The organism is Pseudomonas sp. VEM90 (assembly GCF_054611535.1).
This window is the reverse complement of record NZ_JBTRAR010000040.1, coordinates 1-14,442: the sequence shown is the minus strand read 5'-3', so window position 1 is coordinate 14,442 and position 14,442 is coordinate 1. Positions and strand designations below refer to the sequence as shown.

Genomic DNA, 14,442 nt, shown 5'->3' with positions numbered 1-14,442 from the left:
CAGCGGGTGGAAATTGGCCTGCAGGACCGGCCCTTTCGCGGGTGAACCCGCTCCTACGCCGGCCTGTGTCCAACCCCCGATGTGTGTCCACCACCGATCTGTGTAGGAGCGGGTTTACCCGCGAATGCGGTGGCGGCGGCAACGGTGGACAGCGGGTGGAAATTGGCCAGCAGGGCCGGCCTCTTCGCGGGTGAACCCGCTCCTACACGACGGGCTGTGTCCAACCACCGATGTATGTCCACCACCAATCTGTGTAGGAGCGGGTTTACCCGCGAATACGGTAGCGGCGGCAACGGTGGACAGCGGGTGGAAATTGGCCACCAGGGCCGGCCTCTTCGCGGGTGAACCCGCTCCTACACGACGGGCTGTGTCCAACCACCGATGTGTGTCCACCACCGATCTGTGTAGGAGCGGGTTTACCCGCGAATGCGGTGGCGGCGGCAACGGTGGACAGCGGGTGGAAATTGGCCACCAGGGCCGGCCTCTTCGCGGGTGAACCCGCTCCTACACGACGGGCTGTGTCCAACCACCGATGTGTGTCCACCACCGATCTGTGTAGGAGCGGGTTTACCCGCGAAAGGGCCGGCACAGGTTCAAACAGATATATCAGCCAAAGCCCGCTGCGCCTGGTCGAGCTCCAGCTCGCTGAACACCTGCACCCCCGCCCGCCGCAGCAACGCGGTGGTTACCCCTTCCCCCGCCACTTTCACACCACTGAAGGTGCCATCATAGGTCAACCGGTTGCCACACGAAGGGCTACCAGACTTCAGCACCGCTACGCGGATGCCATGCCGGCGCACCAGTTCCAGCGCCAACTGCGCACCGGCCAGAAACTCGGCACTGACATCTTCACCCGTTACCGTCAGCACCTGCGTGTCACCATCGAGCACAGCGCGGCCCTGCCCTCCGGGTATCTCCGCTGGCGGCCGCGGTGTCGGCAAGCCGCCGGCCACCTCCGGGCACAACGGCACGACGCGCCCTTCAGCCTGCCACTGCTGCAACAAATCGGGATGGCCGCTGGCACGGCCGTCATAGCGTACTGGCTGCCCCAACAGGCAGGCGCTCACCAACACCTTGGGCATATCAGAAAAGGTCATTGCCACGCCTCCTGAACCAGCCGGTCAACGACAGCCGCTCGCGCCCGGCCGGCAATACTTCGTGAGGCACTTCGCCCGACAGGAAAACCACCAGGCAAGCGGCCACTGGCTCGACATCGTGCTCGACACCGTTGGCCAGAAACATGCGCAACTGGCCACCGTCATGCGGTTGCCAGCCTTCATTGAGGTAAAGCACCGCCGAGACCATACGCCGGTCATCGTCGCGGAAGCGGTCCAGGTGCCGGCGATAGAACGCCCCCGGTGGGTACAGGGCAAAGTGGCATTCGAAGTCTTCCAGGCCCAGAAACAGGCCTTGGTTGATCGCCAGGCGCAACTGATCCATAGCCGCCAGGTACTGGTCGCAGGCCTCGGCCTGCCCCGGGTCGATCCACTGGATCTGGTCACCGCGAATGGCTTCGCGCACCTCCTGGGTAGCACCCCGCCCAACCCCTGCGGGGTTGAGTTCGCCTTCGGCATCACGGCGCCGGCACTCGGCTGCCAGTGCGCGCACCAGGTCGGCAGGCAGAAATTGCGCCTGCTGGGACCAGCCATGGGTGGCCAGATCGTCGACGACGGCCGCAAGCATCGGGTATTCAGGGAAGATGTGCATGGCGCGCATCATATCCATTCGCCCTGTCGCCGCACAGCGCCACTTGGCCGAGAAACACGCGGATATCTCGACAAACCGGCGCCGGGCCAAGGACAATAGGCCCCTGCCGACAGGAGTCCTGAATGCGCCGTCTGTTTTCCCTGATTCTGCTGATGATCTGCACCTTGCCTGTCTGGGCAGACAACCTGGATCAACTGTACAAGGCTGCCGGCTGGCCCGACCAGCGCGCCCACTTCAACGATGCCCTGACCGCCGCCCAGGAGCGCTACCGCAACAGTTTGCCACCCGCCGTTTACCAGGCGCTGGTCAACAACAGCAACCAGCGCTTCCAGGCCCAGGCGATGGACCGTCGCGCCCAGACCAAGCTGCGCGCCACCCTGGCCAACCCGGCACCGGCCCTGGCCTTCTTCCAGTCACCGCTGGGGCGCAAAGTGGTGGCGGCCGAGCTCAGGGCCACCCGCAAGGACGAACTGGCGAAGAACGCCAAAGGCCTGCCCAAGATCCAGGCCAGCGACGATCGTCTGCTGGTCATCGGCCATCTGGCCCAAGCCCTGCCTGCACGAGAGGCCGGCGCCGAAGTCAGCCTTGCCATCGCCGGTGTAGCCGCCGACAGCCTCAGCTCGATGATCCCCGGCCTGTTCGGCGGCGGCCAGGCCCAAAGCCTGCTGGATGGCCAGCGCCAGCGACTGATGGGGCAGATTGGCGAAGACCTGAACAACACCCTGCTGTACGTCTACCGCGACCTGTCCGATGCCGAACTGGAAGCGTTCGCCACCTTTGCCGAGTCGCCCGAGGGCAAGGCTTACTACCAGGCGGCCCTGGCCGCTGTGCGCGCCGGCCTGGCGGTTGGCCAGAGCGCCGACGACCTGAAGTGATCAGCCCAGACGCTGGTCGATGAAGTCGAAGTAGCGCTGGCGGATGCCCGGCAATTCGTTGGCCAGGTGGTGACGGGCCTCGGGCAGCATCAGGATCTGCGGCTCGGCAAACTTGGCCTTGAGCACTTCAAGGTTGTAGGGCCAGTCCACCGTACCATCCGCCTCCCCCTGCACGATCAATGGCCGCCGCGCACTGCGCGGCGCGGCCTCGATGCGTTTGACCCAGGCGATCAGTGCGCCCACCCAGGCCGTTGGCAGGCGACGCGGTTGCAGCGGGTCGGCCTCCAGGAACGGCAGGAAGGCCGGGTCGTTGGTGTTCTCACTGAAGCGCCGTTCGATGCCATTGACGAAGTGGCGCAGCACGCAATAACTGAACTTCGACCAGCGCCAGGAACATGGCCGCACAAGCGGGGCCAGCAGGATGACCTGGCCATCGATGGGGCTGCGTGCGCCATGGTGCAGCAGATGGTCCACGGCAATCGCCCCCCCCGTGCTCTGCCCAAAAAGGTGCCACGGGTGCGGCAGTTGCAGCGTGTGCACCTGTTCGAACAAGGCCTCCAGCACCTGCTGGTACACCGCGAAGTCAGTGATGCTGGCCCGCTCGCCGCTGGACAGGCCGTGGCCGGGCAGGTCGCAACTGATCACCGCAAAACCTTGCTTGAGTGCCCACGCAATCACATGCTGGTACAGCCCCATGTGGTCGTAATAGCCGTGCAGCAGGAACAGCGTCGCGCTTGGCTGCTCGGGTAGCCAGGCCTGCCCGACCAGGTCGAACCCCGCCGCCTGGAAGCTGCCTAGCCAGCTGTGTGCCGGCAGGTTCAGGCCATAGAAGCGCTGGTAGTCCTGCGCTTGTGCCGACAGTGGCTGGCGAGTGGTGAACGGCGCCAGGCTGGTGCGCAGGCGTTCGGGGTGAAAGGCAGGGGGCATCGGGTACATCCACATTGATGCAAGTATTGATCTGGAATCTTCAGCTCTGGCCGGCGCCATGGCAAGCTTGCTCACCTCGAACAACCAGCATCGAACTAATTGTGGGAGCGGCCTTGTGTCGCGAAAGGGCCGCAAAGCGGCCCCAGCGATCTATGCATGATGCCGAGATCCTGGGGCCGCTGCGCGGCCCTTTCGCCACGCAAGGCCGCTCCCACAGGGATCGCGCCAGTTTTTAGAAATTGAGCAAGACAGCTGCTCCCACAAGGGCCACCGACTCTTCATGAATAGCCGAATCATCAAACCGCTGTGCACGGTCATCGCCTTGTTGGTCGGCGCCGTAATCCTCTGGCAGGCCTACAGCGCCTTTCAGGCTCGCTACCTGCGCCCGTTCGACAACCAGGCCACGCTGTTCGACGGCAGCCAGTTACAGCTACCTGCCGAGCTGGCCGGTGCGGGCCCGATCCGCGTGGTGCATTTCTGGGACCCGGCCTGCCCATGCAACGTCGGCAACCAACAGCACCTGGGCGACCTTGTCAGCCAGTTCGCAGGCCACGACGTTACCTTCCATGTGCTGCAAAAGCCTGGCAGCCACGGCCAGCTACCGGCCAATATCGGTAGCTTGCAACCCATCACCCACCTGCCCGGCAGCGAGCACCTGCCTGCCTCCCCGGCCGTGGCCATCTGGGACCGGCAAGGCCGCCTGGCTTACTTTGGCCCGTACAGCGAAGGCGCCGTGTGCAACGCCAGCAACAGCTTCATCGAGCCAATCCTCAAGGCTTTGCTCGACGGCCGCCAGGTCAGCGCCTCCAATACCCTGGCGGTAGGCTGCTACTGCCCTTGGTCGGGCTGACGGACCCGCGCCGGGTTGCCCACCACCGTCGCGCCCGCGGGCACATCCCGGGTCACCACACTGCCGGCGCCGACGATGGCGTTATCACCGATGCTCACCCCCGGCAGGATGATTGCCGCACCGCCAATCCACACGTTGTCGCCGATGGTCACCGGCCGCCCGCTCTCCAGCCCGCTACGCCGCACTTCAGGATCGAGCGGATGGTCGGCGGTGTAGATCTGCACGTTGGGGCCAATCTGGCAGTCGTCGCCAATGCGCACCGGCACGACGTCAAGGATCACGCAGTTGAAGTTCATGAAGGTATTACGGCCAACGCTGATGTTGTAGCCGTAGTCGCAATAGAACGGTGGGCGAATCACCGCGCCTTCGCCAACCTGGCCAAAGTGCTCCACAAGCAGCCCGTGGCGTGCGTCGTTGAGCAGTTCGACACTGTTGTTGTAGCGGTGCATCCAGTGCTTGTTGGCGATCTGCTCAGCCTGCAGTTCAGGGCAGCCAGCGTGGTAGAGCTGGCCGGTGAGCATTTTGTGTTTTTCGCTGAGGGACATGGAAACTCCTTCCTGGGGCTATGCTCTGTTCGCGAATCCGCCGATGATCGGACCACATTTTCCGTTTGAATGCACAAGGAGTCTGAATGAAGCGCAGCCTGACCCTGCTGGCGGTGGTAGTCACCGTGGCCGCTGGCGCCGGTTACTGGTACGTGCAGGGCAAGCTGCCGCAGCGCGAGGGCGAGGTCGCCGTTGCCGGTCTGCAAGCCCCGGTCAGCGTGCGCTACGACGCCCGCGGCGTGCCACACCTGCAGGCGCAGAGCGAGCCGGACCTTTACCGCGCACTGGGCTACGTGCATGCCCAGGACCGGTTGTTCCAGATGGAGATCCTGCGCCGCCTGGCCCGTGGTGAACTGGCTGAGGTGCTCGGCGACAAGCTACTGCCCACCGATACCCTGTTCCGCAGCCTGCGCATACGCGAGCAGGCCGCGCTGATGGCCAAGCGGCAGGATCCGCAGGCGCCGGCATGGCAGGCCCTGCAAGCCTACCTCGATGGGGTCAACAGTTGGCAGGCCAGCCACCCCAAACCCACGGAATTCGACCTGCTCGGCATCCCCCCGCGCCCGTTCACCGCCGAGGACACGCTGAGCATCGCCGGCTACCTGGCCTACAGTTTTGCCGCCGCGTTCCGCACCGAGCCTGCTCTGACCTACATCCGCGACCAGCTTGGGCCTGACTACCTGAAAATATTCGACCTTGGCTGGCAACCCGAGGGCGCGCTGGGCACGCCACTGGCCGCCGCCGACTGGCAAAGCCTGGAAGCACTTGCGCGCTTAAGCCATGAGGCGCTGAGCGACGCCGGTATCCCGCAGTTCGAAGGCAGCAACGCCTGGGCGGTGGCGGGTAGCCGCACCCGCAGTGGCAAGCCGTTGCTGGCTGGCGACCCGCACATCAGCTTCGCCGTACCTGCGGTGTGGTATGAAGCCGAGCTGTCAGCGCCCGGCTTCAACCTCTACGGCTATTTCCAGGCACTCAACCCGTTCGCCCTGCTCGGCCACAACCGTGACTTTGGCTGGAGCCTGACCATGTTCCAGAACGATGACGTTGACCTGGTCGCCGAAAAGACCAACCCCGCCAACGCCGATCAGGTGATGGTCGATGGCCAGTGGCGCACACTGGAAATGACCGAACAGAAGATTGCTGTCAAAGGCGAGCAGCCGGTCACCATCAGCTTGCGCCGCTCGCCCCACGGCCCGATCGTCAACAACGTGCTGGGCAGTACCTCCGGCACCACGCCAATCGCCATGTGGTGGGCATTCCTGGAAACTGAAAACCCGATCCTCGACGGCTTCTACCAGCTCAACCGCGCCGACACCCTGGGCAAGATGCGCGAGGCCGCCGCCAAGGTTCACGCGCCCGGGCTCAACTTTGTCTGGGCCAATGCCCGTGGCGATATCGGTTGGTGGGCAGCGGCAAAGCTGCCAATCCGCCCCGACGGCGTCGACCCGGCGTTCATCCTCGACGGCGCCAATGCGCAGGCCGACAAGCTCGGTTTCTACCCCTTCAGCGTCAACCCGCAGCAGGAAAACCCCACGCGCGGCTATATCGTTTCGGCCAACTACCAGCCACCGGCGGCGGTGCCGATACCGGGTTACTACAACCTGCCCAACCGTGGCCGCCAGCTTGATCGTCACCTGGCCAACCCAGAGGTGAAATGGGACACCCAAAACAGCCAGGCACTGCAGCTGGACACCGCCAGTGACTATGGCCCGCGCACCCTTGCCCCGCTCCTGGCAACCCTGCGTGCAGTGGCCGAAGGTGACGAAGAGAAAGAGCTGGTCGAGCAACTGGCGGCTTGGGCTGGCGACTACCCGCTCGACTCGACCAGCGCCACACTGTTCAACCAGTTCCTCTATGAACTGGCATTCGCGGCCCTGCATGACGAGCTGGGCGATACCTGGTTCCCGGTGCTGATCAGCACCCGCGTGATCGACGCCGCCTTGCCACGCCTGGCAGCGCAAGCCGATTCACCCTGGTGGAACACCCGTGGTGGCAGCCAGCATACCGACCGTACCGCCGTCGTGCGCACGGCCTGGCAGAAAAGCTTGAAGCATCTGCGTGACACCTTGGGCAGCGATCCGGCCAGCTGGCAATGGGGCAAGGCCCATACCCTGACCCACAACCATCCGCTTGGGGTGAAAAAGCCGCTGAACCTGCTGTTCAACGTTGGGCCATTCGCCGCACCCGGTACCCATGAGGTGCCGAACAACCTCTCGGCGAAGATCAGCTCTGCGCCATGGCCGGTGACCTATGGGCCGTCGACGCGGCGGCTGATCGACTTCGCCGATGCCGGGCAGGCCCTGACCATCAACCCGGTCGGGCAGAGTGGCGTGCCGTTCGACCGGCATTACGCGGACCAGGCTGAGGGGTATGTGCAGGGGCAGTATCAGCGGGCGCAGATGGGGGTGATTCCGGCGCAGAGTACCTTACGGCTGGTACCCCCGAGGTAAGGGGCTGCTTTGCAGCCGGTTCGCAGCAAAAGGGCTCTAGGGTGCTGTGCGGGCAGGGCTGAAAAAAAACGCCGACACAAAGGTGTCGGCGTTGGCACATACCGGGCGTTGCTAGCGAAATCAGAACGCCGGCAGTACGGCACCTTGGTACTTCTTGGCAATGAATGCCTTGACTTCCGGGCTGGTCAGGGCCTTGGCCAGTTTCTGGATGGCCTCACTGTCCTTGTTGTCCGGGCGGGCCACCAGGAAGTTCACGTAGGGCGAATCGGAACCTTCGATCACCAGCGCATCTTTAGCCGGGTTCAGTCCAGCTTCGAGGGCATAGTTGGTGTTGATCATGTCCAGGTCGACCTGGTCCAGCACACGGGGCAGCATGGCCGACTCAAGCTCGCGGAACTTCAGCTTCTTCGGGTTCTCGGCGATGTCCTTGGGGGTGGCCAGGGCATTCTTCGGGTCCTTCAGGGTAATCAGGCCGGCCTTCTGCAGCAGCAGCAGGGCGCGGCCGCTGTTGCTGCCTTCGTTAGGGATGGCAACGGTTGCGCCTTCTTTCAGCTCGCTCAGGGCCTTGACCTTCTTCGAGTAACCACCGAAGGGCTCTACGTGTACACCCACCACGGTTTCCAGGTGGGTGCCCTTGCCTTCGTTGAAGTTCTGCAGGTACGGCAGGGTCTGGAAGTAGTTGGCATCCAGACGCTTCTGGTCAACCTGCACGTTCGGCTGTACGTAATCGGTGAAGACCTTGATCTGAAGGTCCACGCCTTCTTTTGCCAGGGTCGGCTTGATCAGTTCGAGAATTTCGGCGTGCGGTACCGGGGTAGCGGCAACCACCAGTTTCTCGGCAGCAGCGGCCAGGCCGGAGAACGACAGGGCAGCAGCCAGGGCAGTGGTCAGCAGGGTCTTCTTCATGGTGGTCCTTGTTCTGAATCTGGGCCATCGACGATGGCGAATCGGGTGCCCAACCGGTCACCAGTGGGCTTGAGGCGGACGATACCCAAATTTTTTATTCCGCAACAATATCTTTTACTTAGCTGCTTATTCCAAAAACATAATGGCATCAGCCGCTCTCCCCATGAGCGATGCCTAACGCGCGGGGTCGGGCAGGTCGAGATCCTCTGGCAGGATCTCTTCGCCGTCATTGACCAGCAAGGCAAAGTGGATGACGTTCTCCAGCTCGCGGGTATTACCGGGCCAGAAATGTGCCTCCAGCACCTGCTGCGCCGCCTCGCTCACCAAGGGCACAGGCCGCTGCAGGCGCACGCTGTAGATGCCCACGAAGTACTCGGCCAGCGGCAGGATATCGCCCGGTCGCTCGCGCAGCGGCGGCAGCTCCAGCGCGCCCTCGCGCAGATACTGGTACAGGCGCTCGTTGAAGCGCCCTGCACGTACCACACGCGCCAGGTCGATGCTGGTGGCGGCGACCAGGCGCACATCCACCGGCTGTGGCTGCTGCGCACCCACCCGAGTGACCTCGCGGTTTTCCAGAGCCGCCAGCAGCTTGCCCTGGATGGCCAGCGGCAAGTCGGCAATCTCGTCCAGGTACAAGGTGCCGCCGCTGGCCGAACCGAACCAGCCGGCGCGGCTGCTGGCCGTACCGCCATGGCTACCGGCGCTATAGCCAAATAGCTCGGCATCGGCGTAGGTGGGGCTGATGGCCGCGCAGTTGACCGACACGAACAACCCTCCACGGTCGCTGGTACGGTGGATCTGCCGAGCCAGCAGCTCCTTGCCGGTGCCGGTCTCGCCACGGATCAGCACCGGCAAAGGTTGTGGCGCCAGGCGCTCAAGGTCCTCGCGCAACTGCTGCGAGCGCGGGTCGATGAACACCAGCGCCTTGGCACGAATGCTCAGCGGGCTCTTGTCCAGCTCGGGGAAGGTCAGCAGCGGCTGGCCGAACGGGTTTTGAAACGTCATGACGAACTCCCGCCCCAGGCCCGTGATGGCCAGGCGTCAGGCAAAGGGTGAAAAGTGAGGGCGATCAGGCGCGGCGCAGTGCGCGCTGCTCGATCCGGCTCTGCAAGCGATACAGGTAGGCGAAGCCTTGTTCCCAGCGCTCATGACCGGACTTGACGTTGATATGCCCGGCATTGCTCAGCAACCCTGCTTCGGCGTTCCATGCCTGGGCCAGGTACAGCGCCCTCGGCACGCCCACGGCCGGGTCGTTGTCCGAACTGACGACCTGGCTGGGGAACGGCAGCACCTCGGTAGGGATCGGCGCAAAGTTGCGCAGCACTGGCGCGCAAGTGGGCCGTTCGACATCTGCCGGCGCCACCAGCAGTGCACCACGCACCTGCCGTAGCAAGGCCGGGCTTGCCTGCGCAGCCCAATGGGCGACAGTGATGCAACCGAGGCTGTGGGCAATCAGGATCACCGGCGAGCGATCGGCGGCAATCGCCTGCTCCAGCGCGTGCACCCAGTCCTGCCGCTGCGGGGTAAGCCAGTCTTCCTGTTCGACCCGTGCACTGTTGGGCAGGGTGCGTTGCCAGTGACTCTGCCAATGGTTGTCTGGCGACCCTTGCCAGCCCGGCACAATCAGGTAGCGAATCGAGTCATTGCGCATGGGGACGCCTCCAGTAAGTTTGCGTGCTTGGAGACAAGTATAGGGAAGGCGACATATACGTAAAGGAATAATAAAATATTTGATAATTCCTTAATAGAATAAACAACACACTGCAGTCGCTCTCGCGTAAAGGCCTGCATAACCGCCCCATCCACCTTTCAGGTAAAAAAACCCGGGACCATGCCCGGGTTCTCTTATCCTTGTGCGACTCAGATATCCGCCACCTTCTGCCACACCTTCGGCCGGAAGAATAACGTTTCCCCCCGCGCCAACCCGGTCAGGCTGTCATGGTCTTTCACCACCTCGGCCTCGATCAGCTCGCTCTGCCCTTCCACCTTCAAGGTCACCCGCGTGGTTGCGCCCAACGGCCGAATGTCGCGCACCTCGGCCGCATGGTGTCCTTCGGTCTCGTGCCGCGACAGCGACACCTCGTGCGGGCGAAACAGCACGTGATGCCCTTCGCTCAAGGCCAGGCGGTTGGAGTCACCGAGGAAGTGGTAGACGAAATCATTGGCCGGCTGATCGTATACCTCACCTGGCGAGCCGATCTGCTCGATCACGCCCTTGTTCATCACCACGATGCGGTCGGCTACTTCCATGGCTTCTTCCTGGTCGTGGGTAACGAACACCGACGTCAGGTTGATATCCTCGTGCAGCCGCGCCAGCCAGCGACGCAACTCCTTGCGCACCTTGGCATCCAGCGCACCGAATGGCTCGTCCAGCAGCAGTACCTTCGGCTCCACCGCCAGGGCGCGGGCCAGGGCGATACGCTGACGCTGTCCACCGGAAAGCTGCTCGGGATAGCGGTCGGACAACCAGTCCAGTTGCACCATATTCAGCAACTCATGCACCTTCTCGGCAATCTTGCTCTCACTCGGGCGCTCGCCCTTGGGCTTCATGCGCAGGCCGAAGGCGACGTTGTCGAACACGCTCATGTGGCGGAACAGCGCGTAGTGCTGGAACACGAACCCGACGTTACGGTCACGCACGTCATGGCCGGAAACGTCCTCGCCATGGAACACGATGTTGCCTTGGTCCGGGGTTTCCAGGCCGGCAATGATGCGCAGCAGGGTGGTCTTGCCGCAGCCCGACGGGCCGAGCAAGGCCACCAGCTCGCCGCTGTTGATGTCCAGGTTGATAGTGTTCAGGGCCTGGAAGCTGTTGAAGCGCTTGCTGACGTTACGAACTTCGATCGACATGAATCATTCCTCCGCGGCGCTGTGGCGCAGGCGGTTAATACGGTTCTCGCTCCACTGCTTGAGCAGCAGGATGAAGAGCGCCAGGATCAGCAACAGGCTGGCCACGCTGAAGGCCGCGACGTGGTTGTACTCGTTGTAGAGAATCTCCACATGCAGCGGCAAGGTGTTGGTCACGCCACGGATATGGCCCGACACCACCGACACCGCGCCGAACTCACCCATGGCCCTCGCGGTACACAGCACCACGCCGTAAATCAGGCCCCATTTGATATTCGGCAGGGTGACGTGCCAGAACATCTGCCAGCCGTTGGCACCGAGCAGCCGTGCAGCCTCCTCCTCTTGCGTGCCCTGCTCCTGCATCAGCGGGATCAGCTCACGGGCCACGAACGGTACGGTAACGAAAATGGTCGCCAGGACAATGCCAGGCAGGGCGAACACGATCTGGATATCGTGGTCCTGCAGCCACGGACCGAACAGGCCTTGCGCGCCAAACATCAGCACGTAGACCAAGCCGGCGATCACGGGCGAGACCGAGAACGGCAGGTCGATCAGGGTGACCAGGATGCTCTTGCCACGGAAGGTGTACTTGCTCACGCACCAGGCGGCGCTCACGCCAAATACCAGGTTGAGCGGCACCGAGATAACCACGGCGAGCAGGGTTAGCTTCAGCGCCGACAACGCATCGGGTTCGAAAATCGCCTCGAAGAAGGTGCCAAAACCGTTCTTCAGCGCCTGGGATACCACGATCACCAGCGGCAGCAGCAGGAACAGGGTGAAGACCAGCCAGCCAAGGCCGATCAGGATACGCCGCGCCGTGGCACTGCCACGGCGGGCGGCGTTGGCTGCGGCACTTGCACTCAGGGATGAACTGGACATGCCGGCCTCCTTCAAGGGGTTTCGATGCGGCGCTGCAGCAGGTTGATCAGCAGCAGCAGGATGAAGGAAACCACCAGCATCAGCACGCCGATGGCGGTCGCGCCGGTGTAGTCGTACTGGTCGAGCTTGACCATGATCAGCAGCGGCAGGATCTCGGTCTTCATCGGCATGTTGCCGGCAATGAAGATCACCGAACCGTACTCGCCTACGCCACGGGCGAAGGCCAGGGCGAAGCCGGTGAGCCATGCCGGCAGCAGGGCCGGTGCCAGGATGTGGCGGAACACCTGCAGTGGTTTGGCCCCCAGGCAGGCTGCAGCCTCTTCCACTTCACGCGGGATGTCAGCCAGTACCGGCTGCACCGTGCGCACCACGAACGGCAAGGTCACGAAGGTCAGTGCCAGGGTGATGCCCAGTGGGGTGTAGGCGATCTTGAAGCCCAGGTCGGTGGCGAACTGGCCGACCCAGCCCTGCGGCGCGTACAGGGCCGTCAGGGCGATACCGGCAACCGCGGTGGGCAAGGCGAACGGCAGGTCGATCATGGCATCGATGATCTTGCGTCCGGGGAAGGTGTAGCGCACCAGCACCCAGGCCAGCAGGGTACCGATCACACCGTTGATGATGGCGGCGAACAGGGCGGTGCCGAAACTCAGCTTGAGCGCGGCGATCACCCGCGGCGCACTGATGATGTTCCAGAACTGCTCGAAGGTCAGCTGCGAGGCATGAATGAACATGGCCGCCAGCGGTATCAGCACGATCAGGCTGAGGTACACCAAGGTGTAGCCCAGCGTCAGCCCGAAGCCGGGTATGACGGGGGAGATACGACGCGACATAAATATCCCTGGTTGAACGCACTCAGCCCGGAAACAATCCCGGGCCGGTGCAAGCTTTTGAATGCTGGGGCTGCTTGGCAGCCCATTCGCGACACAAGGCCGCTCCCACAGGGGATCATGGTTCCTTGTGGAGGCGACCTTGTGCCACGAATGGGCCGCAACGCGGCTCCGCTTTCCTTTGGCCCTTACTGTGCCTGATAGATCTGGTCGAACACACCGCCATCATTGAAGAATTTCGGTTGTGCAGCCTTCCACCCACCAAAGTCCTTGTCGATGGTCACCAGGTCCAGTTTCGGGAACTGCTTGCCGAACTCCGCAGCGACTTTCTCGTCACGCGGGCGGTAGAAGTTCTCGGCGGCAATTTTCTGCCCGGCCGGGCTGTACAGGTGCTTGAGGTATTCGGTGGCAATCTCGGTATTGCCCTTGCGCTCGGCGTTCTTGTCGACCACGGCCACTGGCGGCTCGGCCAGGATCGACAGCGACGGCACGACGATGTCGAACTTGTCGGCCCCCCCGTCTTCCTTCAGGGCCAGGAAGGCTTCGTTCTCCCAGGCCAACAATACGTCGCCCTGACCGTTGTTGACGAAGGTGATGGTCGAGCCACGGGCGCCGGTATCCAGCACCGGTACATGCTTGAACAACTCCTGCACATAGGCCTTGGCCTTCTCTTCGCTACCGCCGGCCTTCAGGCCGTAGGCCCACGCCGCGAGGAAGTTCCAGCGCGCACCGCCAGAGGTTTTCGGGTTTGGGGTGATGACCGAGACGTCCTTCTTGATCAGGTCGCCCCAGTCCTTGATGCCTTTCGGGTTGCCCTTGCGCACCAGGAACACGATGGTCGAGGTGTACGGGGTGCTGGCGTCAGGCAGGCGGGTCTGCCAGTTCTCGGGCAGGGTCTTGCCAAGCTTGGCCACTTCGTCGATGTCACCGGCCAGGGCCAGGGTCACAACGTCGGCGCGCAGGCCGTCGATCACCGCACGGGCCTGCTTGCCCGACCCCCCATGGGATTGCTGGATTTTCACCTTGTCACCCGGGTGGGCCTGTTGCCAGTGCTTGATGAACTCGGCGTTGTACTGCTGGTAAAGCTCACGGGTCGGGTCGTAGGACACGTTGAGCAGTTCGTAGTCCTTGGCGATGGCGGAACCGGCAAAAACAGCACTGGCCAGGGCGGCGAGCGCATAACGGCGGATGGACATGGTGAAGCTCCCGAATGGCATTTTTCCAGTTTTGGATGTTGCACCGCAGATCAGCCGGGCTTGTTGCCGGGCTGTTGCAGGCGGAACTTCTCCTTGCGCTCGATCTGCACAACCTGAGCGTTGTGCACGGTGATCTCCACCGCACCGAAACGCAGGTCGCGCAAGGCGCTCTGAATTTCACGCAAGAGGGTGGCTTCGTCCTGGCCGTCGATGCTGCGCAGAGATGCACTCATGCTCGTTCTCCTTGGAGTGAGGGCGCCGGGCAGAGGTTTGAAGGGGGGTTGCGCCTGGCTTGAGGGCAATAGTAGTGAGGCGCAGTTATTCTTAAAAATACTGTTTAAGAATTTTTATATAACCTTTTTAAAGCACACATCCCCTTGTAGGAGCGGGTTTACCCGCGAATGCGGTAGTCGATGCACCATCGCATTCGCGG

At 63.1% G+C, this 14,442-nt stretch carries 15 protein-coding genes; 3 read left to right on the top strand and 12 right to left on the bottom strand.

Going from position 1 to position 14,442, the window contains the following annotated elements; translation table 11 throughout:
* Positions 1 to 593: 593 nt before the first annotated feature.
* Positions 594 to 1,097, bottom strand: a complete 504-nt coding sequence (locus ACYCCG_RS25460) for a 2-thiouracil desulfurase family protein (protein ID WP_209969306.1) — start codon at positions 1,095 to 1,097, stop codon at positions 594 to 596.
* The gene (locus ACYCCG_RS25455) at positions 1,084 to 1,716 is read right to left on the bottom strand and encodes a 2OG-Fe(II) oxygenase (RefSeq protein ID WP_176683045.1); all 633 of its coding nucleotides are present in this window, start codon (positions 1,714 to 1,716) and stop codon (positions 1,084 to 1,086) included. Before ACYCCG_RS25455 ends, ACYCCG_RS25460 begins: the two co-directional genes overlap by 14 nt.
* Before the next feature lie 113 nt (positions 1,717 to 1,829).
* Between ACYCCG_RS25455 and ACYCCG_RS25450 the strand changes: the two genes are divergently transcribed.
* Complete coding sequence (locus ACYCCG_RS25450) at positions 1,830 to 2,582, top strand: DUF2059 domain-containing protein (RefSeq protein WP_209969302.1); 753 nt, start codon at positions 1,830 to 1,832, stop codon at positions 2,580 to 2,582.
* Here ACYCCG_RS25450 and bipL read toward each other — a convergent pair whose 3' ends face one another.
* Entirely contained in the window at positions 2,583 to 3,509 is a 927-nt protein-coding gene (gene bipL, locus ACYCCG_RS25445) for a phospholipase BipL (RefSeq protein ID WP_459672216.1), read from the bottom strand. It lies immediately after the preceding gene.
* 280 nt (positions 3,510 to 3,789) lie between these two features.
* On the opposite strand from bipL, the gene ACYCCG_RS25440 reads away from it, so the two are divergent.
* Complete coding sequence (locus ACYCCG_RS25440) at positions 3,790 to 4,359, top strand: DUF6436 domain-containing protein (protein WP_209969299.1); 570 nt, start codon at positions 3,790 to 3,792, stop codon at positions 4,357 to 4,359.
* Here ACYCCG_RS25440 and ACYCCG_RS25435 read toward each other — a convergent pair.
* Positions 4,338 to 4,904: a sugar O-acetyltransferase gene (locus tag ACYCCG_RS25435; protein ID WP_084850185.1), complete on the bottom strand. Its 567-nt coding sequence runs from the start codon at positions 4,902 to 4,904 to the stop codon at positions 4,338 to 4,340. The two genes, ACYCCG_RS25440 and ACYCCG_RS25435, sit on opposite strands and share 22 nt — an antisense overlap.
* A gap of 86 nt (positions 4,905 to 4,990) precedes the next feature.
* On the opposite strand from ACYCCG_RS25435, the gene ACYCCG_RS25430 reads away from it, so the two are divergent.
* On the top strand, positions 4,991 to 7,354 hold the full coding sequence (locus tag ACYCCG_RS25430; protein ID WP_209969294.1) for a penicillin acylase family protein: 2,364 nt from the start codon (positions 4,991 to 4,993) through the stop codon (positions 7,352 to 7,354).
* A gap of 120 nt (positions 7,355 to 7,474) precedes the next feature.
* Here the strand turns inward: ACYCCG_RS25430 and ACYCCG_RS25425 are convergent, their stop codons facing one another.
* The 8 genes from ACYCCG_RS25425 to oscA form a co-directional block, all read right to left on the bottom strand.
* A complete protein-coding gene (locus ACYCCG_RS25425; RefSeq protein ID WP_021783565.1) occupies positions 7,475 to 8,260 on the bottom strand; it encodes a MetQ/NlpA family ABC transporter substrate-binding protein in 786 nt (261 codons plus the stop codon).
* Positions 8,261 to 8,434: 174 nt separating this feature from the next.
* On the bottom strand, positions 8,435 to 9,265 hold the full coding sequence (locus tag ACYCCG_RS25420; protein ID WP_459672213.1) for a sigma 54-interacting transcriptional regulator: 831 nt from the start codon (positions 9,263 to 9,265) through the stop codon (positions 8,435 to 8,437).
* Between the two features lie 64 nt (positions 9,266 to 9,329).
* Positions 9,330 to 9,911, bottom strand: coding sequence for an alpha/beta hydrolase (locus ACYCCG_RS25415; protein ID WP_459672211.1), 582 nt, complete (start codon positions 9,909 to 9,911; stop codon positions 9,330 to 9,332).
* Positions 9,912 to 10,120: 209 nt separating this feature from the next.
* Positions 10,121 to 11,110, bottom strand: a complete 990-nt coding sequence (locus tag ACYCCG_RS25410) for a sulfate/molybdate ABC transporter ATP-binding protein (RefSeq protein ID WP_021783562.1) — start codon at positions 11,108 to 11,110, stop codon at positions 10,121 to 10,123.
* 3 nt (positions 11,111 to 11,113) lie between these two features.
* Positions 11,114 to 11,986: a sulfate ABC transporter permease subunit CysW gene (gene cysW / locus ACYCCG_RS25405; RefSeq protein ID WP_176682804.1), complete on the bottom strand. Its 873-nt coding sequence runs from the start codon at positions 11,984 to 11,986 to the stop codon at positions 11,114 to 11,116.
* 11 nt (positions 11,987 to 11,997) lie between these two features.
* Positions 11,998 to 12,816, bottom strand: a complete 819-nt coding sequence (cysT, locus tag ACYCCG_RS25400; RefSeq protein ID WP_010955699.1) for a sulfate ABC transporter permease subunit CysT — start codon at positions 12,814 to 12,816, stop codon at positions 11,998 to 12,000.
* 185 nt (positions 12,817 to 13,001) lie between these two features.
* Entirely contained in the window at positions 13,002 to 14,009 is a 1,008-nt protein-coding gene (locus ACYCCG_RS25395; RefSeq protein ID WP_101196385.1) for a sulfate ABC transporter substrate-binding protein, read from the bottom strand.
* A 50-nt stretch (positions 14,010 to 14,059) separates the two neighbouring features.
* Positions 14,060 to 14,242 carry a sulfur starvation response protein OscA gene (oscA, locus tag ACYCCG_RS25390; RefSeq protein ID WP_021783559.1) on the bottom strand — a complete coding sequence of 61 codons (183 nt, stop codon included), beginning with the start codon at positions 14,240 to 14,242 and terminating at the stop codon, positions 14,060 to 14,062.
* Between the last annotated feature and the right edge of the window lie 200 nt (positions 14,243 to 14,442).